The following is a 20,936-nucleotide window of genomic DNA, read 5'->3' on the forward strand; positions in this document are numbered from 1 at the left end:
TCCCGTCATGATCGCACCGGGCCTGCCCCGGGGATTCGGTCGTCGGGTACACAGAGTACTTTCGCAGGGCACACTTACCGTGCCATACCCCGATCAACGGCGCGAGCAGATAGGGCGTTCGGATGTCGAGCTGCAGCAACGGTGTATCGACGGCATGTTGACCGGTCGACGGTACCGCCTCGAACTCACTGCTGAGCAGCAAGTTTGCGCTGAGCGGTTCGCTGCGGTGTGCCGGGCTGTGTGGAATACCGGTTTGGAGCAGCGGCGCGATTACCGGCGCCGCGATGGTTGGATCGACTACCACCGGCAAGCGGGCGAGCTCGCGTCGGCGAAGGCCGACCACACGTGGTTGAAAGCCGCGCCGGGGCATTGCTTGCAGCAGACCCTGATGGATCTGGATAAGGCGTGTCGCGAGCACGGGACATGGAAAGTGCGGTTTCGTTCGGCGCGACGGTGGGTTCCATCGTTCCGGTTCCCGGAGGGCGGCAAGATGGTCGTCGAACGGCTGAACAAGCGGTGGGGTCGGGTGAAGCTGCCCAAACTCGGGTGGGTGCGGTTCCGGATGTCACGGGCAGTAGGTGGAAAGGTCCGTAACGCGACGGTGTCGCGGGATGGTGGCAGATGGATGGTGTCGTTCATCGTTGAGGATGGACTGGTGACCCCACAGCAGCACTCTGCACCTGATTCCGCAGTGGGCGTGGATCGTGGCGTGAAGGTCGCCGTGGCGTGTTCCGACGGCGTCATGGTCGACCGGGTATTCGCCACAGCTGGGGAAACGAAACGCTACCGGCGGTTACAGCAGCAGTTGGCGCGGCAAAAGAAGGGTTCCGCCAACCGGAGCAAGACCCTGTCACGGATGCGTAGTATCCGTGCGCGGGAGCGGGATCGCCGTACCGACTTCTGTGAACAGACTGCGCATCGACTCACGACAGCGAATTCGATGGTGGCAGTGGAGGACTTGAAAATCACGAACATGACCCGCAGTGCGCGAGGCACGGCGGTGGTTCCGGGTGTGAATGTGCGGCAGAAGGCTGGTCTGAACAGGGCGATCCTTGCGAAAGGGTGGCGTCGGTTGCAGCTTGCGCTGGCCGGCCAAGCTCGATACACGGGCACACGGATCGTGGTGGTACCCGCAGCTTTCACGTCGCAAATGTGTTCGGCATGTGGAGTAGTGGATCCGGAATCGCGCAAGAGCCAAGCGCTGTTCCGATGTGCCCATTGCGGTCACACCCTGAACGCGGATGTGAATGCCGCACGAAATATTCTGGCCGCAGGGCGTGCGGTCACAGCTTGTGGAGACTTCAGCGCTAGTCGGTCTATGAAGCAGGAATCCAAGGCGGACATCCCGCGAGGGACTACCGCTCCAACTGCCGCTTGAAAGCGGTTGGAATCCCCGGTGCCATCCGCGGGAGGACGTCAATACACAGGGAGATCAGCAGTGCGAACTCGGACTCGCGTCGTTGCCTCGCTCGCTGCCGCCGGTGTGGTGGCGCTGGCCGGGTGCGGCACGGATGTGGACGACATCACGGTCGGCGCCGGAAAAGGCTGGCCCGCAACGCATCACGATGGCAGCAACGCGAGCGGCAGCCCGGTGCGGGGTGCGGACTCGATGTCGCTGAGCTGGTCACGTCCGGTGGGCGGCCCGATCGCCCAGCCGTTGACGATCGGCGCCGAGGGCCAGATGTTCGTCACCACGAGCACCGGCAACTGTGCGATCTTCTCCTTTCAGATGCTCACCGGCCGCAAACGCTTCTGCAACCCGCTCGGCCCGTCGACGATCGAAGCGCCGACCGTGCTCGACGGAGTCAGCAATGTGTACGTCGGTGACGACGGCGCGGTGAATTCGTTCAACTACCTCGGGCAGCCGCGGTGGCGCACCCCGGTGGCGGGCGTGCCGGTGGCGATCCAGTTCACCGGCGACGGCAACGTGCTGACGGTGACGCAGTCCGGTCAGGTCGACGTGCTGAGCCGGCAGACCGGCGGTCGGGTGGTACCGACCCTGCAGCTGCTCGGTGAACCCGACTTCCTGAAGTACCCCGGTCTCACCCGTCCCGCGTCCGGCGACGGGCTCGACGACTGCCAGACGGGTGGTCCCCGCTGCGCCGTCGCCAACACCACCGCCGTCGACCCGTCGACCGGCCGCTTCTTCGTCACCGTCTGGGAGCCGGGCAAGCAGGCCGCCGCTCTGCGCGCGATGCGCTACGCCGACGGCGCCGTGACCCAGGAGTGGAGCGCCGAGGTACTCACCGGCGGCAGCGCGACCAGCCCCTCCCTCTCCGCCGACGGCGACACCGTCTACATCGGCGACAACAGCAAGCGCCTGATCGCCCTGAACACCACCGACGGCGCCACCCGCTGGACCCAGCCGTTGCCGTGGGCGCCGCAGGGCGGCATTTCCGTGGCGGGCGACCTGATCATCCCGGCGGGCGACGACGGTTACCTGACCGCGCTGCGCGACAAGGACGACAAGGCCGAGATCATCTGGGAACGCAAGGATCTCGCCCTGCGTGGCACCCCGGCACACACCGCGGGCGATATCGGCTACACCGTCGCCGCCATCGGCGCGGGCCTGAGTCTCATCACCTTCGACACCACCACCGGCAACACCATCGACTCCGACCCCCTGCCGGCCGCCACCGGCACCACCACGGGCACCTCCATCGGTCCGGAAGGTGAAGTCGTCGTCGCCACCCGCCTCGGCGAGATCTTCGCCTTCACCCCGGACGCCTGAGTACCCGCGGGCTTCTTCCGCCGCGCACGGACGAGGAATACCCGAATCGCCTCAGTACGGGTTGGCTCGGTCCAGCCAGCGCGCGTCGAGTTCCGTCGCGCGCTGCCGGGTGAAGGAGATGCGCGCCGGATCGCCGTCGGCGGTATAGCGCTGGTCCGGGTTCGCGGCGAGCCAGTCCAGCCAATAGGCCGAATCGAACGGGACCGCACCCCGGCCCGATCGGATGCGCGGCACCCCGCCGGGGTCGACCGCGCCGTAGGGGGCGGGGGCGGGGTTGGAGCCGACCAGCATCACGGCGTCGAAGCGGTAGGAGGTGCCGTCCCAGTGGCCTGCCGTGGCCAGTGCGTGGTCGCGGGGATGGATGCCGAGCGGTAGCGCCATGGTGCGCACGGCCGCTCCGGGCGCCGCCGTGGTCACCGCGCGCACGTTCTGCACCAGTTCGCGTTGCACGCCGTCGGCGTCCAGGCTCGCGAGGTTGGCGTGATCGGCTGTGTGCGCGCCTATTTCGTGGCCGTTCGCGACCAGCCACGGCAGCGCGCGCGGGTCTGCCCCGAACGGCTCGTTGTTCACGTAGAAGGTGGCCACCGGGCGGAAGTCGGGGTAGCGGGCCCCGAACTCGGTGAGAATGCCCGCGGCACTGTCCGGTGCCACCGCGCCGGTGTCGGTGAAGCCGAGTTGGCTGCCGGTGGAATCGTCGAAGGTGAGTACCACCGGGTGGGTACCGGCGGGCAGGTCGAGGTCGCCGGAGATGTATCGCGCGGCGGTGACCGGACGGTAGTTCTCGCGGTACAGCCGTTCGAGTTCGTCCCGGAATTCCGCCGGGGTCTGGTCGTATTCGCCTGCCGGATTCGGGGTGATCTGGTGATACATCAGGACCGGGACGAATCCCAGTTCGTTGGCGGCGATCTCGGCGGGATTCGGCGGTGCCGGTTTCGCCGTCGTCACCGGCACCGTCGTGTGCGCCGGAACCGCGGCATTGTTCACTGCGGTACAGGCTGTGAGTGCGGCCGCCAGCGCTGCCGCCGACACGAGCCGAAACATTGTGTTCGAACCGCCCATCATCAATGCGATATTACGCCGCGGCGACGGATTACAGTCGATCTATCGATACCGAGTACGCCGCGTCGGAACTGCGAAATAGTTGGCGTGTCAATGGTTTTGAAAGGCGGTGTTGACGGTGGAATGGCAGCTCCGATCGGCCGATCGACGGCGATGGATGGCTCCCGTTATCGGTGTCGCCCTCGCGTCGCTGGTGGTCTCCCTGGTAGCCGGATTCGCGCTGAGTAGATCCGCGGAATCGACCGTCGCCGACACCGTGCCGCCGACGCTGCGGATGACACCGACCGATCCGGTGAGCTCCTATCGCGCGCCGGTCGTGGTGCGCGGCACCGCCATCGACGCGGCTCGCGTGTCCATCGGCCCCGATTCGGTGGTCCCCGCCGCGGACGGGACATTCGAACTCTCGGTGCGATGGGCCCCCGCTTTCGAGGTCGTCGCGACCGACGCCGACGGCAATCAGACCAGCAGCACCGCGGTCACGTCGAGCACGCTACCGAGGATGCGCGCGGTGCACGTCACCGCGCACGCCTGGTCGCACGAGGGACTGCGCGAAGCTGTTCTCGATCTTGCCCGTGAGGGCCGTATCGATACCGTGCAGCTCGATATCAAGGACGAGGACGGCGTGATCGGCTACGCCTCCCAGGTGCCGCTCGCCCTCGAATCCGGTGCCGCCGCGGCGATCTACGATGCCCCGGCAGCTCTGCGGCAGTTGCACGATATGGGCCTGCGGGTGGTCGGGCGCATCGTCGCATTCCGCGATCCGACTCTCGCGGGCTGGGCCTGGCACAACGGCCGACCCGACTGGGTTGTCCAGAATCCTTCCGGGCAACCCTATTCCAGCCACTACGGCCCGATCGCCTTCACCAATTTCGCCAACCCCGACGTGCGTGGATACAACATCGATCTCGCGGTCGAGGCAGCGCGACTCGGCTTCGACGGCATCATGTACGACTACGTCCGCCGCCCCGACGGCAGCCTGAACAGCATGCGTTTCACCGGCCTCACCGACACCCCCGCCGCCGCGGTCGCGGGCTTCCTCGCCGAGAGCCGCTACCCCGTGCACCTCGCGGGCGCGCACCTGAGCGCCGCGGTCTACGGAATCGCCTCCACCCGCCCGGACGAGATCGCCCAGGACATCCCGCTCATCGCCCGCAGCGTCGATTTCGTGGCGCCCATGATCTACCCGTCGCATTGGGGCCCCGGCGAATACGGCGTCGCGAACCCCAACGCCCAGCCCTACGACATCATCTTCCGCTCACTGCAAGACTTCACGGCGGCCACGGCGGGCACCGGCGCGAAAGTGGCCCCGTGGCTCCAGGACTTCAGCCTCGGCGTCACCTACGGCGACGCCGAACTCCGCGCCCAGATCGACGCCACCCGAGACGCGGGCATCGACAGCTTCTTCCTCTGGAACGCCGCCACCCGCTACCACGGCGGCGGCCTCCAACCGGCCTGAGCCGGAGCAGGGTGCCTGCCGAGCCGACGCCGCGCCGCTCACTGCACCCAGGCGAGCGCATCGCTCTCGTCGGCCAGCGCGAACACCCGCACCTGCGCCGGGATCAGAAACCCGAACAGATGCACAGCCTCGCCCAACATCCGATGATCGGTGACCAGCGCGATCCGCCCCCACGCATCCCGCGGCACCTTCACCAACTCCAGATCCTTCGCCATCGCCCCCAGCGAATACCTGTCGAAGTCCTCGCCGAGCACATACACCAGATTGACCGGCTCTTCCCGCTCGACGGCTTCCCTGATCGCCGGATCGAGCACCGTCGCGTAGTCGTCGGCAGTCACCGTCCCACTGGCCCGGAACCCGATGGTCGCCGCGGGCAGATCAGAAATCGGCTGCAAAGGCATCGGCTCTCCTCGACTCGAAGACATAGATCCAGACTCCGCGACCCTAGACCCGCCCCACCGCCCCCCGCCTCACCCATCGCGGATGAACCGCCCAGAACCTCCTCCGAGCGGCCATCGAACTACTCGGCTGTTTCCGTCGGGTCCAGGCCGGCCTGTTTCGGGGCCGCGGGGACCCACTCACGCAGCGGTTGCATCACCGCGCCGTAGAAGGCGTCGGTGGCCGTGGTGACGCTGGCGATGAAGCTGGCCGCGGTGCCCGAGCGTTTGTTGCCCATCGGGAAGGTCTGTTCGAGGGTGAACGAGACGATCGGGCTGGTGCGGCCGTCGATGAGCGACTTGGGGGTGGTGCGAACGGTGTCGAGGAATTCGCAGGTTTCGTTGCCACGCTCGGCGAAGACGGCTTCGACCTGGACGCGGCCGGGCGCATCGGTGAGCTGTCTGGTCAGCCACGACACCCGGCGGGCCTGGGTGCCCTCGTCGGGTGCGGCGATGGTGGTGCGGCAGCGGACCTTGTTCGTCCGCACATCGGCGATGACGGTGAGGTCGCCGGCGGTGTCGGGGATGCGCAGGACGGCCTCGAACGAACCGTCGGTGGCCAGCCGTTCGGCGACGGCGGCGGCCCGCACCGCCGGATCGGCGTGGAACTTGCGGGCGAGGACATGCTTGACCTCGACACCGAGTTCGGCGGTGAGTCGCAGCGCGAGATGCCTGCACAGCGACACCCACGTGTCGGCGACCGTCAGTGCTTTCGCGTCACCCGCCCGCAGTGTTCCCTGGGTCACGGCGTCACGGACGGTGACCCAGTGTCTGCCCATGTCGACGAACTCGGCCGCACCCGAACGGGGATGATCGAGAAAGCGCAGGAATTCGGCGAGAATCCAGGCTTGCAGTGCGTCGTCGATGCCACCGTGTGTGGTGAGCATGCGCGCCTCGTGGGCCACTTCGGCCCACGACAGGTGGCGCAGTGCCACTTTCGTCAGCTTGCGGCGGTCGACTTGGACGGGTAGTTCGCCCGGTCCGGCGGGGATGTCGTTGGACAGGCTGACGACGGCGTCGTACTTCTTTCGCCGCGCGACGTCGAGGTAGCTCTCCAGCTGATCTCGCCGGAGCTTGCCGTTGCCCGTCTTCACTTCCAGCAGCCCGGTCCACTGCTTGGCACCGCGACTCACCTTCAACACCGCGTCCGGGATGACTTTGGTATCGCCCGATTCGTACTGCACCTCGAGATAGCCCTCGAAAGCCCCTGCGGGCGCGCCCATTCGGGCACAGATGGCCCGGGCGAACGGACGTACGGCCTGCATGGTGGCGATGAGTGCGGAGGTGGTGCGCCGTTCCTGTTCCTCGCCCGCGCCGACCCCGATGACCGAGAACAACCGAGCGGGTTGCCACGTATCCGATTCGGCCTGCCTGAATTCGATCGGCTTGGTTTTGCGCACCACGCGCTTGGCGGTCGCTACTCCGCGCGACGGTGTCTGCACGGCGGGGGTCTCGGGGACAACGACTTCCGGCTCAGCGGGCGCTGGCGCAGGGTCCTCGACAGTGACCCCGAAATCGGTTGCCAGCCCGGTCAGGCCCGACTCCCAGCCCTGCCCGACAGCCCGCACCTTCCAGTTGCCGTCGCGCCGATACACCTCGCCGAAGACGAATGCCGACTCCGTGTCCGCGTCGGCGGTGAGATATTCGGCCAGCGAATGCCCGGCCGGATCGATGACGTGGAACGCGAGTTTGCCCAGCGCACCGAATGTCCCCTCACCGACACTGCCCGCCAAGGCGATGGTGTGGACGTGCACGGGAACCGCCGACAGGTCGATCGAGATCCTGGCTTGCTTCCCTTCCTCGGTGGCACTCGTTCCGAGGAAACATACTGAGCCGTCGGGTGATTCGGTCTGGTTGTAGAAGACGAAGTCGGCATCGGACCCGACGTGCCGGTCGGCGCCGAGTAGCAGCGCGGAGGCGTCGACTTCGGTCTCGGGTTCCGGCCAGCCGATCACGATGTCGACGCGGTCGACATCCTCGGGAAGCGGAATGTTCTGGCCCTTGGACAGCAGCGGAGACGACACAGTGGCGGTTCACCCTTCGAAGGTCGGCGTTCAGTCGCAAGGCTGATGCAGCCGACCCGCTCGCTGACCCCCTTGGCGCACACCGCGATGGCATGACGGTGCCGAGGGTTGTCGGCGGCGAAACCTACTCTGTTACACGGATCACGTTTGAATGATCGCCCGAATGGAAAGGGGTGGGTTACTTCGGATCGCGTTCCGGTAGGGGTCTTTCCACGATGTCCGGGCGGCCGAGGGAGGTGCGGACTCGGCGTTTGGCGGCGGTGTAGACCTGGGCGGTTTCGGCGGCTACCACGTCCCAGGCGAAGTCGGCGGTGAGGCGTTCGCGGGCGGTGTGGGCGCGGGCCTGGGCGGTGGACGGGTCGTCGAGGACGGCGCGGGTGGCGTCTACCAGGCCGTCGATGTCGGCGGGGGCGAAGGACGCGCCGGTGACGCCGTCGATCACCGCTTCGCCCAAACCGCCTGCGGTGGAGGCGATCAGGGGGACACCCGCGGCGGCGGCCTCGAGGGCGACGATGCCGAAGGGTTCGTAGCGGCTCGGCAGGACGATGGCGTCGGCGCCGTGCAGCCAGCCGAGGAGTTCGTCGTGGCCGAGGCTGCCGACGAAGTGGACCGCGCGGGCGACGCGGTGCACGCGGGCGCGTTCGCGCAGCCACTCGAACTGGGTGCCGACACCGGCGACGGTGAGCGTGGTGCCGGGGTGGGCGCGGCGGATGCGGGGGAGAGCGGCGATCGCGTCCTGCACACCCTTCTCGTACTCGAGGCGGCCGACGTAGAGCAGGCGCGGCGGGCCGGAGCGCGGCGCGCGGGAACGGAAGGTCCACGAGCCGACGTCGATGCCGTTGCGGATCACCGTGATCGGCGCGAGCTCGGGCCCGTAGAGCCGGTCGACTTCGTCCTGCATGGAGGTCGAGCAGGTGATGAGCTGATCGGACTCGTTGGTCAGCCACCACTCCACCGAGTGGACCTGCTTGTTGACCCGGCCCGACACCCAGCCGCTGTGGCGCCCGGCCTCGGTGGCGTGGATCGTCGAGACGAGCGGCACGTCGTAGTACTCGGCGAGCGCGATGGACGGGTGCGCGACGAGCCAGTCGTGCGCGTGCACCACATCGGGCGTCCAGCCCTCGCCGACGCCGGGTTTGCCGAGCGCTACCCCGGCACGCACCATCGCGTGCCCCATGGCCAGTGTCCAGGCGAGCATGTCCTCGCCGAAGTCGAAGCACGGCGGGTCTTCGGCCACCGCGACGACGAGCACGCCGTCGGCGATGTAGGAGTGGGTGGGGTGAGTGACCGAATCGGTCCCCGTCGGGCGGCGGGCCAGCACCACGACCTCGTGACCGGCCGCGGCCAGCTCGACGGCCAGGTGATGCACATGCCGGCCGAGCCCGCCGACCACGACCGGCGGGTACTCCCACGACACCATCAAAATCTTCATGCGGATCCTTCAGCGGCGGCCGACGGGACGACGGTCGGCAACCGCCGCGCGTCCAGACCAGGGAAGAATCCGTCGGCCATCGCCCATCCTGCCGCGAGACGGGTCGCTTTGGCGAACTGACCGGCGCCGATCGCCTCGGCGAGCTCCCGGACGGCGTGCGCGTGTTCGTGCGCCCGATCGCGCGCGTACCCGGCGGCGGAGTCCTTGCTGACCATGAACGCCCAGTCGCTGGACACCGTGAGAATCGCCTCACGCAGCAACTGATCGGCGACCGGGTCGCGCAGGGATCCGTCGCGGCGCACTTTGTCGAGGGTGTCCAAGGCCAGGCGAACGATGTCGGCGTTGAGCGCGACGAGGTCGGCGACCTGGTCGCCCGCCCAGACCCGCCAGTCCTTGCCCGAACCCCACGAGGAGTCGTTGAGCTGCACAGGTTCGCCGACGAAGCCCTTCTCGCGGGCATCGGCGAGGGTGCCGACGTTCACCCCCGCTTCGGGCAGCGCGCGCAGCACTTGTTCGAGCCACTGCGGCCCTTCGTGCCACCAGTGCCCGAACAGCTCGGTGTCGAACGCGGCCACCACGAGGGCGGGCCTGCCGATCCGCGCGGACTCCTCGATCAGCCGGGCACGGACGGTCTCGACGAAGTCGGCGACGTCGCGGGTGACCGCTTCGGCCGCCAGTTCGGGATCGTAAGGGGCCTTGTCAGGGCCGTCGACGGTCTTGCCCGTGACGCGCGAGGGTTTGAGCCCGGTCGCGTGGTCGTAGTGGTGGAAATCGCGGTAGGCGCTCTGGCCCGGGTAGCCCTGTTTCGGCGACCAGACCCGGTAACTCACGGCCAGGTCGCGCCCGAAGGCGACGACCTCGGAATCGCGGACCGGCCTGCCGAGCGAGGTGTCGCCGCGCAGCGAAGGGCCGTCGACCATGAAGTGGGTGATGCCCGCGGCGTCGTAGCCCCGTTCCATGCCGGGCGTGTAGCCGCATTCGGGTGCCCAGATGCCGGTCGGTGTGGTGCCCCAGCGCAGGCGCGCGTCGGCCAGGCCCTCGGTGAGCTGGAACTGGCGCAGGCGCGGATCGAGCAGCGGCTGGAACGGGTGCGCCAGCGGTCCGCCGAGCAGTTCGATCGCGTCGGCGTCGATCAGCGAACGCCAGACCGGCGAACCGCCGTGCTGCCAGTTCTGTTCGAAATCGGCCAGCGCGGTCGCGGCGAGCCGATGTTCGTGACGGCCCAGCGCCACATTCCCCGACATCGACGCCTCGTCGGCGCGCAACTGCCAGTTGCCCAGCCAATGGTGCATGCCCGCGAGGCAGTGTGGATCGTCGAGCTGCGCGGCGAGCACCGGTGTGATGCCGAGACTCAGTAGATGCGAACGGCCTTCGGCGGCAAGATTTTTCAGCACCTTGACCAGCGGCAGATAGGACGCGGCCCAGGACTGGTAGAGCCATTCCTCGCCGACCGGCCAGCGCCCGTGATGGGCGAGCCACGGCAAGTGGGAGTGCAGGACCAGCGTGAACTGGCCCGGCACGGCGGAGCGGGAATCGGTCAACGTGGTGCCTTTTCGGCGATCGCGACCAGATCCAGGCTCGCGTCGATATCGCCCGCGCACAGGTCGAAATCATCGATGGTGACGGCGGCGACGTCGGCGGTGAGGTCGGCGGGCCACGGCTCACCGGCCAGCGCGCGCTCGATCTGGGCGTCGATGAACGACCCACCGTGCTTGGCGTCCAGCGCTTTCAGGCTCGCGCCGTGGTGCACGCCCAGCATCTCGGAGACGGTGAACCCGGCCTCGACGAGCAGTTCGGTCAGCTCGGCGGCGTTGAGTTCGCGGGTGTGGAACGGGTTGAGGGGGGTGTCGCGACCGGGGGAGAAGGTGATCCGATTCGGGGTGCTGATCAGCAGCACGCCGCCGGGGCGCAGCACGCGCAGGCACTCGCGCAGGAACTGTCCCTGGTCCCAGAGATGTTCGATGACTTGGAAATTCACCACGACGTCGACGGACTCGTCGTCGAGAGGCAGCGCGGCGAGGTTGCCCTGGATCATCTGCACGCGCGGGTAGCGCGCGCGGACGTGCGCGACGGCGCTCTCGTCGTAGTCCAGACCGGTGACGCGCTGGGCGACGCCCGCGATCATGTCGGCGCCGTAGCCCTCGCCCGAGCCCGCCTCGAGCACGATCTTGCCGGTGCACCGATCGAGCAGGCGGGCATAGGCGATCTCGTGCCGACGGAACCAGTAGTTCTCCTCGGCGATGCCGGGCACCGTCCGCTCGCCGGTCAACGGCAGTGGTTCATGTGTGGCGGCCACGGGTGCGGCAGGGATCACAGCCTCGCTCATTGGTCCGAGGTTACTGGTACCGCCGGTTCACGCAGGAGTCAGGGACCTCTTGCGCAGGTAGGTTACCCACGAGTAACTTAGCGTAGGGTAGTGTTCCGATCTGAGCTAGATATCTCACACGGACGTACGGCTCAGCTCGTGCGGCCCCACCACACACGTGTCCCCAGAAGGAGGTCGACGAAGACCGATGCCGAACATCGTCGTACTCATCAAGCAGGTCCCCGACACCTGGTCCGAGCGCAAGCTGACCGATGGTGACTACACCCTCGACCGCGAGGCCGCCGACGCGGTGCTCGACGAGATCAACGAGCGCGCCGTCGAGGAAGCGCTGCTGATCAAGGAGGCCCAGGGCGGTGAGGTCACCGTGCTGGCCGCCGGTCCCGACCGCGCCAACGAGGCCATCCGCAAGGCGCTGTCCATGGGCGCCGACAAGGCCATCCACATCAACGACCCGGCGATCCACGGCTCCGACGCCGTGCAGACCGCCTACGTGCTGGCCGCCGCGCTCGGCCAGGTCGAGGGTGTCGAGCTGGTCATCGCCGGTAACGAGGCCACCGACGGCCGCGCCGGTGCCGTGCCCGCGATCATCGCGGAGTACATCGGCATCCCGCAGCTGACGCACCTGCGCAAGCTCACCGTCGACGGCGACAAGATCACCGGCGAGCGGGAGACCGACGAAGGTGTCTTCAAGCTCGAGGCGTCCCTGCCTGCGATCGTCTCGGTCACCGAGAAGATCAACGAGCCTCGCTTCCCCTCCTTCAAGGGCATCATGGCCGCGAAGAAGAAGGAAGTTCTGGTCTTCACCCTGGCCGATCTGGGCGTCGACCCGGAGACCGTCGGTGTCGCCAACGCGGGCACCCAGGTCACCGGTGCCACCCCGAAGCCGGCTCGCACCGCGGGCGAGAAGATCGCGGACGAGGGCGAGGGCGGCAACCAGATCGCGTCCTACCTCATCGGTCAGAAGATCATCTGATCCGGCGCCGTCCGAGACTTCCAAGGAGAAAGAACTAATGGCTGAAGTACTTGTGCTCATCGAGCACGCCGACGGTGCCGTGAAGAAGGTCAGCACCGAACTGCTCACCGCCGCCCGTGCGCTGGGCGAGCCCGCCGCCGTCGTGACCGGTCCCGCCGGTACCGCCGACAAGCTGGCCGCCGCGCTGGCCGCCGGTGGCGCCGAGAAGATCTATGTCGCCGAGTCCGACGACATCGAGGGCTTCCTGGTCACCCCGAAGGTCGACGTCCTGGCCGGCCTGGTCGATTCCGCCGCGCCCGCCGCCGTGCTGGTCGCCGCCTCCGCCGAGGGCAAGGAGGTGTCGGGCCGCCTTGCCGCGCGCATCGGCTCCGGTCTGCTCGTCGACGTCATCGGCGTCAACGCTGACGGCTCCGCTGTGCACTCCATCTTCGGTGGCGCGTTCACCGTCGAGGCCAAGGCCACCGGCGACGTGCCGGTGATCTCGGTGCGCCCCGGCGCCATCGAGGCCGCTCCGCAGGCCGGCGCGGGCGAGCAGGTCGTCGTCGAGGTTCCGGCGCAGGAAGACGGCGTCGTGAAGGTCATCTCGCGTGACCCGATCGTCGGTGGCGACCGCCCCGATCTCGCCGAGGCGAGCATCGTGGTCTCCGGTGGCCGCGGTGTCGGTTCCGCCGAGAACTTCTCGGTCGTCGAGGCGCTGGCCGACTCGCTGGGTGCCGCTGTCGGCGCCTCGCGTGCCGCCGTCGACTCGGGCTACTACCCGGGCCAGTTCCAGGTGGGTCAGACCGGTAAGACGGTCTCCCCGCAGCTCTACATCGCACTGGGCATCTCCGGCGCCATCCAGCACCGCGCCGGCATGCAGACCTCGAAGACCATCGTCGCTGTCAACAAGGACGAGGAAGCACCCATCTTCGAGATCGCCGACTACGGCATCGTGGGCGACCTGTTCAACGTCTCCCCGCAGCTGACCGAAGCCGTGAAGTCCCACAAGGGCTGATCACCACCCGGTCGGTTCGACCTCGGCCCGCGAAACCCGTTCCTGCGCCAGCGCAGCCCGGTTTCGCGGGCCGTTGCCGTTTCCCCGACCGGGCACGGGGCGCTGAGCGGTCGACCTCGCAACATCGAGCGGAGTCGGCCACTGTCGCGAAGGCGTGTGGCGCAGGTACTTCGGTGGACCTCGCCGAGGGCGGGTAGCGTGCGAGTCGTGTTGGAATCGGGGGCGGGCTTCGCTGGATATCGCTTGGAGCGGGTGCTCGGGCAAGGGGGGATGGGCACGGTTTATCTGGCCGAGCATCCTCGCTTGCCGCGCAGTGTCGCGCTGAAATTGCTGAATCGGGAGTTCTCGGCCGATCAGGAATTGCAGCGGCGGTTCGAGCGGGAGGCCGATGTTGTCGCGCAGCTGGATCATCCGAGTATCGTCGGGGTGTACGACCGTGGCAGCGATGACGGGTATCTGTGGATCGCGATGCAGTTCATTCGCGGAACCGATGCCGCCACGTGGGATTCGCGTGCGCACGAGCCGGGGGTCACCGCGCGCCTGATCGGGGAAACGGCGTCGGCACTGGACTACGCCAACCAACACGGAGTGCTGCACCGTGACGTGAAGCCGGGCAACATCCTGATCGCCGACGCCGAACACGGTCGTGAAATCCGGGCGGTACTCACCGATTTCGGGATCGCCCGGGTGGCCACCGCCAACACTCAGCTCACGGCGACGGGTACCTTCACCGCCACCCTCGCCTACGCCTCGCCCGAGCAGCTCTCCGGTGAGATCGTCGATCACCGCAGCGACCAGTACTCGCTGGCCTGCACCCTGTTCGCGATGTACGCCGGGCATCCGCCCTATACCGCGACCAACCCCGGCCAGGTGGTAGCGGGACACCTGTCGCACCCGGTGCCGCGACTCACCACGGTGCGAACGGATCTGCCGCCCGCGGTCGACGACGTCATCGCCCGTGCGATGGCCAAGCGGCGTGACGAGCGGTTCGGCAGCGCAACGGAATTCACCGAGGCGATCCGGGATGCGCTCGAGGGCAGGCATGTCGCCGCGCCGACCGTGCGCCGGCCGTGGACCGACCCCGCGCACCAGGTCCCGGGATCCGGTGAACACGCGCAGCGACCGTGGACCGATCCCGCCCGGCAGTGGCACGGCTCCGGCGGACATCCGCAGCAGCCCGTCCTCCCGGCGCATGGTCACAGTGAACAGGTGCAGCAGCACAGCCCGCAGGCGCAGGGCGCCGGTGGGCACCCACAACCCGGCTGGGGGCGCGCGGAATACGGTGCGCCGGTGGGTGATCCGCGGATGTACCCGATGGTGGCGGGCAATCAGTGGTACCAGGCCCCGGTCGGCGGCCCGGAGCCGTCGAAGGCCGCGGCGTTCTTCGTCGGCATCGTGACGCTGCTGTTCAGTCTGTCGATCGCGGCCTTCCTGATCTACGGCATCACCGAAACCCTCGACGAGATCGACCGGGGCAAGGATCCGAGCGGGTCGTTCATCGCGATCGCGATTCTCACCGTCGTCGTCGCGTTCACCGGCAGCGGCGCGGTGTTACTGCTCTGCGCGCGCACCGCCGGTCGTGTCATGTCGATCGTCACCGCGGTGCTCGTCGGGCTCTTCGCGCTGTTCGGGGTCATCGGGTCCGCGGTGGGCGAGGTCTACGCCGCCACCGCCGCCAGTGCCGCGGTGTTCGTCCTCGCGGCGGCGCTGGTCGGTTTCGCGGCATCATCGTCGACCGGGCGCTGGATCCGCTATCGCAAGGCGGTGCGCGCGAGTCGTTGGCGATGACCCGCGGTGCAGGCGGCCATCAGTAGGGTGGGCTGATGTCGTCTGGGCGTGTGGTGCTGCCATCTTCGGTCGAGGAGACGGTTCGCGCGGTGTTCGGTGCGGCCGGGGCGCGGTGGATCGACGCGTTGCCCGAGGTGGTGGCGGGGTTGGCCGCTCGGTGGGGGCTGACCGAGTTCTCCGCGCCGTTCGGTGGCGGAACGCACGCCTATGTGGCGGCCGCGCGGCGCGTGGGCGGGGCATGGGTGGTGTTGAAGGTGCCGATGGTCGACGAGGAGAACGTCGCCGAGGCCACTGCGCTGCACAGCTATGCCGGCGACGGTGCGGTCCGGCTGCTCGATTTCGACCCGGCCAGCGGTGCGATGCTGCTCGAATGGGCCCGTCCGGGCACGGAATTGCTCACCCAGCCGGGGTTCCCGAGCCTGGAGGGGCGACCGGAGAACGCCGACAAGGTGGCGTTCGCCTGCGGGTTGTATCGCCGACTGCGGCGTCCCCGGACCGCGGTTCCCGCCGGTTTCCCGGAATTGCCCATGGCCACCGACGTCGTGACAGGTCTCCGTGCGCGGCTGGCCGATCCGGAACCCGCACTGGCCGAACACCTCTCACCGCTGCTGCGAGAACGGGCATTGAGCAGGTGTGCCGAGTTGAGCGAGCCGGCCGGTGAACTGCTGATCGTCAACCGCGACACCCATCTCGGCAATATCGTGGCCGCCGAACGTGAACCGTGGCTGCTGATCGATCCGAAACCCTGCCTCGGCGAAGCCGCCTTCGACGCGGGCTTCCTGATCATGATCCAGGTCCAGACGACGCCGACCCCCGAACACGCGCGCGCCGTCGTCGTCACGACCGCGCGTCACCTCGATGTTCCGATCGACCGCGCGGGCGCCTGGGCCTTCGTGCGCGCGATCGAGGAGATCGTCTGGTCGGTCGAGGACGGCGACGACGACACTCTGCCACTGCACGTGGCGGTCGCGACGGCGCTCGCAGGCGACCCATGGCGATCCGGCGACCCGACCTGAACCGCCGGGGCCACCACGACTCAGGGGCGGTGCAGCGCATCCAGCAGGGTCTGCACGATCGGGTTCTCGCGGGCGTCCTCGCGCAGGACCGCTGACACCGGGATGCGCAGGCGGTGGTCGGTGAGGTCGAGGGTGAGCAGGCCCTTGGTGGGGCCCTCGTAGAGGATCGTCCAGGACTCGGGGCGGTTGAGCAGTTCCATCGTGGCGGTGTGATCGGGCGGAATCGGCGGGCCGAAGGTGGGTCCGGTCGGGAGGTCGGCGAAGGCGGAGCGGATCAGTGTGTGCAACAACACCTGCTCCTGCTCGGGCGGGAGCAGCAGGGGGTAGGGGCTCAGATCGGCGAGGGTGACCGCGCCGCGTTCGGCCAGCGGATGATTGCTCGAGATGGCGATCACCAGGTCCTCGACCCACAGCTGTTCCACCGCGAGGCCCGGCTGTTCGACGCTGCCGCGGATCAGCGCCAGATCGCAGTCGCCGTCGGCCACCGCGGTGATCCGCTGACGGAAGGGTTTGATCACGTATTCGATCTCGGCGTCGGGGTGGGCGGCCCGCGCGGTGGCGATCGCCGACAGCGACGGCGCGGCGAAAGACATGTTCGCGGCCAGGCGAATGCGCGGTCCGGTGGTGCGCACGGCGGCACGGATCGCCGATTCCAGGCTCAGCATCTGCTTGGCCAGTGGCAGCAGGCGCGAGGTCGCGTCGGTCGGGACGACGGCGCGGGTGGTGCGCTCGAACAGTTGCGCGCCGAGGTCACGTTCCAGTCTCGCGATCTGATGGCTGATCGCGGATTGGGAGATGAAGCAGCGGTTGGCCGCGCGGCTGAAACTGAGCTCCTCGCAGACGGCCACGAAGTAGGCCAACTGTCGAAGTTCCACCAGGTACCTCCCATTGATTAGTCATACAGATAAGAGTCATCTCTATTATGCGCCCAGGCAGTGGAAACATCTTCGTTCCGCATCGCGTTTACTCATAGGAAAGGACTTATTACCGATCTGGAACGCGATCTTGGAGCGAGTGATCATGGAACACACAGATGTCGTCATCGTCGGCTCGGGCTTCGGAGGCCTGGCCGCAGCCAAGCAACTGGCCAAGTCACGAGTCGGTGTCGTGCTGATCTCGAGCACGCCCGAACACCTGTTCCAGCCGCTGCTGTATCAGGTGGCGACCGGCGTGCTCGCGCCCGAGGAGATCGCGCCGCCGATCAAGAACGTACTGCGCCGCCACCCCGAGATCGACGTCCGCCTCGGCAAGGTCACCGGTATCGACGCCGAGAACGCGGTCCTCACCTACGAGACCGCCGACGGTCCCCGCCAGATCGCCTACGCCTCGTTGATCGCCGCCACCGGCGCCAGCCAGAGCTACTTCGGCCGCGACGACTTCGCCGAGAAGACCTATTCGCTCAAGACCATCGACGACGCCCAGCGCCTGCGCGACCAGATCGCTCACGTGTTCGCCTTGGCCGAGGATGCCGACGAGGTGACCAGGCACCGCCTGCTCAGCTTCGTGGTGGTCGGTGCGGGCGCGACCGGTGTCGAGGTGGCCGGCCAGATCAAGGAACTTGCGAAGCGGCACTTCCACCAGCAGGTTTCGGTGACCCTGGTCGAGGGTGCGGGCGAGGTGCTGCCGCCCTTCGGCGGCGGGCTCTCGGAATACGCGAAACGCTCGCTCACCGACAGCGGCGTCGAGGTGCTGCTGGGCACCTTCGTCACCGACATCGACGAGGGCAAGGTGACGGTCAAGGACAAAGAGGGCATGGAGCGCCGGATCGCCGCCGAGACGGTGGTGTGGTCGGCGGGCGTGCAGGTCGGCGGCTTCGCGACCTTGCTCGCCGAGGCGACGGGCGCCGAGACCGACCGTGCGGGCCGCATCCTGATCAACCCCGACCTGACCGTCGGCGGCCACGCCGACATCTACGCCATCGGCGACATGACCTCGCTCAACGGCTACCCCGGCCAGTCGCCGGTCGCCATGCAGGAGGGTCGCCACGCCGCCGACATCATCCGTCGCAAGAAGGCCGCGGGCACGCCGTTCGTCTACTGGGACAAGGGCAGCATGGCCGTGATCAGCCGCTTCAGCGCGGTGGTGAAGCTCAACGAGCGCGTGACGTTCAAGGGCACCATCGCCTGGGCGATGTGGTTGGCCGTGCACCTGATGTATCTGGTCGGTTTCCGCAACCGGTTCGCCGCGGTGGCGGGGTGGCTGGTCGCGTTCATCGGGACGGCTCGCCCCGGTTTCGACGAGGCCGAGCGCGCTGAGGCCGAGCGGGCGAAGGTCGAGCCGACGAAGGCTGAACCGGCGAAGGCCGAGTCGGCGGACGCCGATCGCGCCGACGACACCGTCGCGGCGACCACCAAGGAGCGGGTGAACGCCTGACCCGCCCCTGCGACGGCCTGCCGAGGAATCGGCGGGCCGTTGTCGTTTTCGCAATGCTCGAAATACCCGATCGCGAAGCGGGTCCAGCGCCGAAATCGGTGGTGTTCGGCTAGAAACCCGCAGGTGGGCGAACGATGGGCAGCGGGTCGGTAAACGCCCGGTGTGACGCCCATCTCGTTCACCGAACGGGCATCGGCACGACACTGGAGCGTCGCTCCGATGCCAGCTCGGACTGGCTTCATCAGCAGTATGACAATTTCGTCCGTGTTGACCGCCCCGGCGCCGGACTCCGGGGTGGGGAAATCTCGGTACTCCTTGGTCGTCGCGTCTGATGCCGAGCACCGGGAAGCCGCACAGCGACTGCGCTATCAGGTGTTCGCCTCCGAACCCGGTTTCCAGATGCCCGAGAACGCCACCGGCCTCGACGCCGACAAGTTCGACGAGCACTGCGACCACCTGCTGGTTCGGGACGAGTTCTCCGAACAGTTCGTCGGCTGCTACCGCATGCTGCCGCCGGACAAGGTCGACGCGGCGGGCGGCTACTACACCGCCACCGAGTTCGATCTGACCCAGCTCGATCCCACCGGTCACCGGATCGTCGAGATGGGCCGGGCCTGCGTGGTGCCCGATCACCGCAACGGCTCGGTGCTCACCCTCATGTGGGCGGGGATCCTGCACTACATCCAGCTCACCGGATACGACTGGGTGATGGGCTGTGTGTCGGTGCCGATGCGCGATTCCCCGACCGATCCGGCCGGGGTGAACGTGCGCGGCGTGCGCGACCAGCTGCTCGGCCGCCACGCGTGCGACCCCGAGCGCCGGGTGCACCCGTACAACCCGGTCGTCGTCGACGGACTCTCCCTCGATCAGATGACCCCGCCGAGCCGCCCCAAGATGCCGCCGCTGCTGCGCGGTTACCTGCGCCTCGGCGCCGAGATCTGCGGCGAACCGGCCCACGATCCCGATTTCGCCGTCGCCGACTTCGTCGCGCTGCTCGGCATGGAAACCATCAACACCCGGTACCTGGAGCGGCTGCAGAGCGCGGCCGCCAATTTCGACGGGAAGTAAACCCATGGTGTTCGACGCGCCGCTCGCAACGCACTCTCATTCGTGGATGCCGTCGAGCCCCTGTGGGTCCGGCTGCATCGAGCCGATCGACGAGGTCGGCACCGCCAGGATGTTCGCCCGGCTGGCCGGAATGGCCGGGCTGGTGCTCAGCTTCCCGGTACTGACCGTGGCCACCCCGAAGTCGCGGCGCGAGCAGTTGCAGCGCCGTTACGCCAGGGCGGCACTGAGTTGCCTCGGGATGCGATTACGCATCATCGACAATCGGATTCCCGAGCAGTCCTCGACGGAGGGTTTCGCCGACACCGGCACCGCGGTGATGATCGTGGCCGGGCACATCGGCTGGGCGGATGTGGTGGCGCTGGCCGCGGTGCAGCCGGTCAGCTTCGTGGCCCGTGCCGACATGGTCGAGTGGCCGCTGCTGGGCAAACTCGCCAAGCTCACTCGCGTCATCCCGATCGAGCGGGCGCGACTGCGTGAACTGCCCGGCGTGGTCGGGCAGGTGGCCGACCGGCTGTCCGCCGGTAACCGGATCGTTGTCTTCCCCGAGGGCACCACCTGGTGCGGCCGGGCCTACGGTTCGATGCGGCCCGCCATGTTCCAGGCCGCCGTCGACACCACCACCCCGGTCCAGCCGGTGCGGCTGCGGTACCTGGACAGTGACGGAATGCCGTGCACCGTACCCGGTTTCGTCGGGACCGACACCTTCGCCGATTCCGCGAAGCGAGTGCTGCGCAGCAAGGGCATGATCGCCGAGATCGTGCTCGAGCCGCTCGAACACCCCGGACTGGATCGCCGGGATCTGGCCCGGCGCTGCGAGGCGGCGGTGCGGGGCACCGACCGTTCCCGCCACGGGGTGGCCGACACCCAGTGGATCGAAGCGGGCAATACCCGCGTGCAGGACCCCTCGATGGGGGAGCAGGGGGAGGTTCGCCGACCGGCGAGGGCTACTGCCTGGTAACCATTCTCGGCCGCAATCATCGACTGCCGGAGACCGCGTTCGCGGTCTCCGGTTTTGTCGTCTGTGTCGGAAGAATCGTCACGGACGTGCAGGTCGGCGACGGGCCGACAAATAGTGGGAATGTGAAAAGCTCATGTCCGCTCGGAGATGCTTCGTCCTGCGTATGACCTGCGTATGAGCTGTGTAACAAACTGGCCAGTCGGCTATACCCATTGGTGTGTACGTTGAAACGATCAAATTGCCACTGCGCCGAAATTGATGAGATATTTGCGGTACCGTCACGCAGGATTTTTCCGATACC

Annotated in this window: 17 protein-coding genes; 10 read left to right on the top strand and 7 right to left on the bottom strand. The window is 67.8% G+C overall.

The window, feature by feature from the left end; all coding sequences use genetic code 11:
- The first annotated feature begins 7 nt into the window (after positions 1 to 7).
- Complete coding sequence (locus tag ACWDXS_RS10820) at positions 8 to 1,378, top strand: RNA-guided endonuclease InsQ/TnpB family protein (RefSeq protein ID WP_449964392.1); 1,371 nt, start codon at positions 8 to 10, stop codon at positions 1,376 to 1,378.
- A gap of 60 nt (positions 1,379 to 1,438) precedes the next feature.
- Positions 1,439 to 2,731, top strand: a complete 1,293-nt coding sequence (locus tag ACWDXS_RS10825; RefSeq protein ID WP_449964395.1) for an outer membrane protein assembly factor BamB family protein — start codon at positions 1,439 to 1,441, stop codon at positions 2,729 to 2,731.
- A 51-nt stretch (positions 2,732 to 2,782) separates the two neighbouring features.
- Here the strand turns inward: ACWDXS_RS10825 and ACWDXS_RS10830 are convergent, their stop codons facing one another.
- On the bottom strand, positions 2,783 to 3,715 hold the full coding sequence (locus ACWDXS_RS10830; RefSeq protein WP_449964398.1) for a polysaccharide deacetylase family protein: 933 nt from the start codon (positions 3,713 to 3,715) through the stop codon (positions 2,783 to 2,785).
- A 232-nt stretch (positions 3,716 to 3,947) separates the two neighbouring features.
- Here ACWDXS_RS10830 and ACWDXS_RS10835 point away from each other — a divergent pair, with 232 nt between their 5' ends.
- Positions 3,948 to 5,246 carry a putative glycoside hydrolase gene (locus tag ACWDXS_RS10835; RefSeq protein ID WP_387447214.1) on the top strand — a complete coding sequence of 433 codons (1,299 nt, stop codon included), beginning with the start codon at positions 3,948 to 3,950 and terminating at the stop codon, positions 5,244 to 5,246.
- Positions 5,247 to 5,284: 38 nt separating this feature from the next.
- On the opposite strand, the gene ACWDXS_RS10840 is transcribed toward ACWDXS_RS10835, so the two are convergent.
- The 5 genes from ACWDXS_RS10840 to ACWDXS_RS10860 all read right to left on the bottom strand — a co-directional run bounded on the left by ACWDXS_RS10840 (position 5,285) and on the right by ACWDXS_RS10860 (position 11,465).
- Positions 5,285 to 5,647 carry a SpoIIAA family protein gene (locus ACWDXS_RS10840; protein WP_387447215.1) on the bottom strand — a complete coding sequence of 121 codons (363 nt, stop codon included), beginning with the start codon at positions 5,645 to 5,647 and terminating at the stop codon, positions 5,285 to 5,287.
- Between the two features lie 119 nt (positions 5,648 to 5,766).
- The gene (locus tag ACWDXS_RS10845; RefSeq protein WP_449964402.1) at positions 5,767 to 7,707 is read right to left on the bottom strand and encodes a TerD family protein; all 1,941 of its coding nucleotides are present in this window, start codon (positions 7,705 to 7,707) and stop codon (positions 5,767 to 5,769) included.
- Between the two features lie 178 nt (positions 7,708 to 7,885).
- The gene (locus tag ACWDXS_RS10850; protein ID WP_378991550.1) at positions 7,886 to 9,139 is read right to left on the bottom strand and encodes a glycosyltransferase family 4 protein; all 1,254 of its coding nucleotides are present in this window, start codon (positions 9,137 to 9,139) and stop codon (positions 7,886 to 7,888) included.
- Positions 9,136 to 10,680: a 1,4-alpha-glucan branching protein domain-containing protein gene (locus tag ACWDXS_RS10855; protein ID WP_378991551.1), complete on the bottom strand. Its 1,545-nt coding sequence runs from the start codon at positions 10,678 to 10,680 to the stop codon at positions 9,136 to 9,138. Before ACWDXS_RS10855 ends, ACWDXS_RS10850 begins: the two co-directional genes overlap by 4 nt.
- Positions 10,677 to 11,465: a class I SAM-dependent methyltransferase gene (locus ACWDXS_RS10860; RefSeq protein WP_449964406.1), complete on the bottom strand. Its 789-nt coding sequence runs from the start codon at positions 11,463 to 11,465 to the stop codon at positions 10,677 to 10,679. The genes ACWDXS_RS10855 and ACWDXS_RS10860 overlap by 4 nt, the downstream gene beginning before the upstream one ends.
- A gap of 187 nt (positions 11,466 to 11,652) precedes the next feature.
- Here ACWDXS_RS10860 and ACWDXS_RS10865 point away from each other — a divergent pair, with 187 nt between their 5' ends.
- The 4 genes from ACWDXS_RS10865 (at position 11,653) to ACWDXS_RS10880 (ending at position 16,236) form a co-directional block, all read left to right on the top strand.
- Positions 11,653 to 12,438 (top strand): electron transfer flavoprotein subunit beta/FixA family protein, encoded by a 786-nt coding sequence (locus ACWDXS_RS10865; RefSeq protein WP_067449214.1) that lies wholly within the window; start codon positions 11,653 to 11,655, stop codon positions 12,436 to 12,438.
- A 37-nt stretch (positions 12,439 to 12,475) separates the two neighbouring features.
- On the top strand, positions 12,476 to 13,432 hold the full coding sequence (locus tag ACWDXS_RS10870; protein WP_378633270.1) for an electron transfer flavoprotein subunit alpha/FixB family protein: 957 nt from the start codon (positions 12,476 to 12,478) through the stop codon (positions 13,430 to 13,432).
- Positions 13,433 to 13,639: 207 nt separating this feature from the next.
- Positions 13,640 to 15,220: a protein kinase domain-containing protein gene (locus tag ACWDXS_RS10875; protein ID WP_449964410.1), complete on the top strand. Its 1,581-nt coding sequence runs from the start codon at positions 13,640 to 13,642 to the stop codon at positions 15,218 to 15,220.
- A gap of 35 nt (positions 15,221 to 15,255) precedes the next feature.
- Complete coding sequence (locus ACWDXS_RS10880; protein WP_449964414.1) at positions 15,256 to 16,236, top strand: aminoglycoside phosphotransferase family protein; 981 nt, start codon at positions 15,256 to 15,258, stop codon at positions 16,234 to 16,236.
- A 20-nt stretch (positions 16,237 to 16,256) separates the two neighbouring features.
- Here the strand turns inward: ACWDXS_RS10880 and ACWDXS_RS10885 are convergent, their stop codons facing one another.
- Positions 16,257 to 17,111 (bottom strand): LysR family transcriptional regulator, encoded by an 855-nt coding sequence (locus ACWDXS_RS10885; protein WP_378633279.1) that lies wholly within the window; start codon positions 17,109 to 17,111, stop codon positions 16,257 to 16,259.
- A gap of 145 nt (positions 17,112 to 17,256) precedes the next feature.
- Between ACWDXS_RS10885 and ACWDXS_RS10890 the strand changes: the two genes are divergently transcribed.
- The 3 genes from ACWDXS_RS10890 (at position 17,257) to ACWDXS_RS10900 (ending at position 20,635) form a co-directional block, all read left to right on the top strand.
- Entirely contained in the window at positions 17,257 to 18,609 is a 1,353-nt protein-coding gene (locus ACWDXS_RS10890) for an NAD(P)/FAD-dependent oxidoreductase (RefSeq protein ID WP_449964418.1), read from the top strand.
- Positions 18,610 to 18,858: 249 nt separating this feature from the next.
- On the top strand, positions 18,859 to 19,677 hold the full coding sequence (locus ACWDXS_RS10895) for a GNAT family N-acetyltransferase (protein ID WP_378991558.1): 819 nt from the start codon (positions 18,859 to 18,861) through the stop codon (positions 19,675 to 19,677).
- 46 nt (positions 19,678 to 19,723) lie between these two features.
- Positions 19,724 to 20,635 carry a lysophospholipid acyltransferase family protein gene (locus tag ACWDXS_RS10900; RefSeq protein WP_449964422.1) on the top strand — a complete coding sequence of 304 codons (912 nt, stop codon included), beginning with the start codon at positions 19,724 to 19,726 and terminating at the stop codon, positions 20,633 to 20,635.
- Positions 20,636 to 20,936 lie beyond the last annotated feature (301 nt).

The sequence above is a fragment of the Nocardia sp. NPDC003183 genome, assembly GCF_053590715.1.

Coding starts and splice junctions, on each gene's coding strand:
- ACWDXS_RS10895 (WP_378991558.1), top strand. CDS start 18,859: ATGACAATTTCGTCCGTGTTGACCGCCCCGGCGCCGGACTCCGGGGTG.
- ACWDXS_RS10820 (WP_449964392.1), top strand. CDS start 8: ATGATCGCACCGGGCCTGCCCCGGGGATTCGGTCGTCGGGTACACAGA.
- ACWDXS_RS10890 (WP_449964418.1), top strand. CDS start 17,257: ATGGAACACACAGATGTCGTCATCGTCGGCTCGGGCTTCGGAGGCCTG.
- ACWDXS_RS10880 (WP_449964414.1), top strand. CDS start 15,256: ATGTCGTCTGGGCGTGTGGTGCTGCCATCTTCGGTCGAGGAGACGGTT.
- ACWDXS_RS10865 (WP_067449214.1), top strand. CDS start 11,653: ATGCCGAACATCGTCGTACTCATCAAGCAGGTCCCCGACACCTGGTCC.
- ACWDXS_RS10870 (WP_378633270.1), top strand. CDS start 12,476: ATGGCTGAAGTACTTGTGCTCATCGAGCACGCCGACGGTGCCGTGAAG.
- ACWDXS_RS10835 (WP_387447214.1), top strand. CDS start 3,948: ATGGCTCCCGTTATCGGTGTCGCCCTCGCGTCGCTGGTGGTCTCCCTG.
- ACWDXS_RS10900 (WP_449964422.1), top strand. CDS start 19,724: ATGCCGTCGAGCCCCTGTGGGTCCGGCTGCATCGAGCCGATCGACGAG.
- ACWDXS_RS10850 (WP_378991550.1), bottom strand. CDS start 9,139: ATGAAGATTTTGATGGTGTCGTGGGAGTACCCGCCGGTCGTGGTCGGC.
- ACWDXS_RS10860 (WP_449964406.1), bottom strand. CDS start 11,465: ATGAGCGAGGCTGTGATCCCTGCCGCACCCGTGGCCGCCACACATGAA.
- ACWDXS_RS10840 (WP_387447215.1), bottom strand. CDS start 5,647: ATGCCTTTGCAGCCGATTTCTGATCTGCCCGCGGCGACCATCGGGTTC.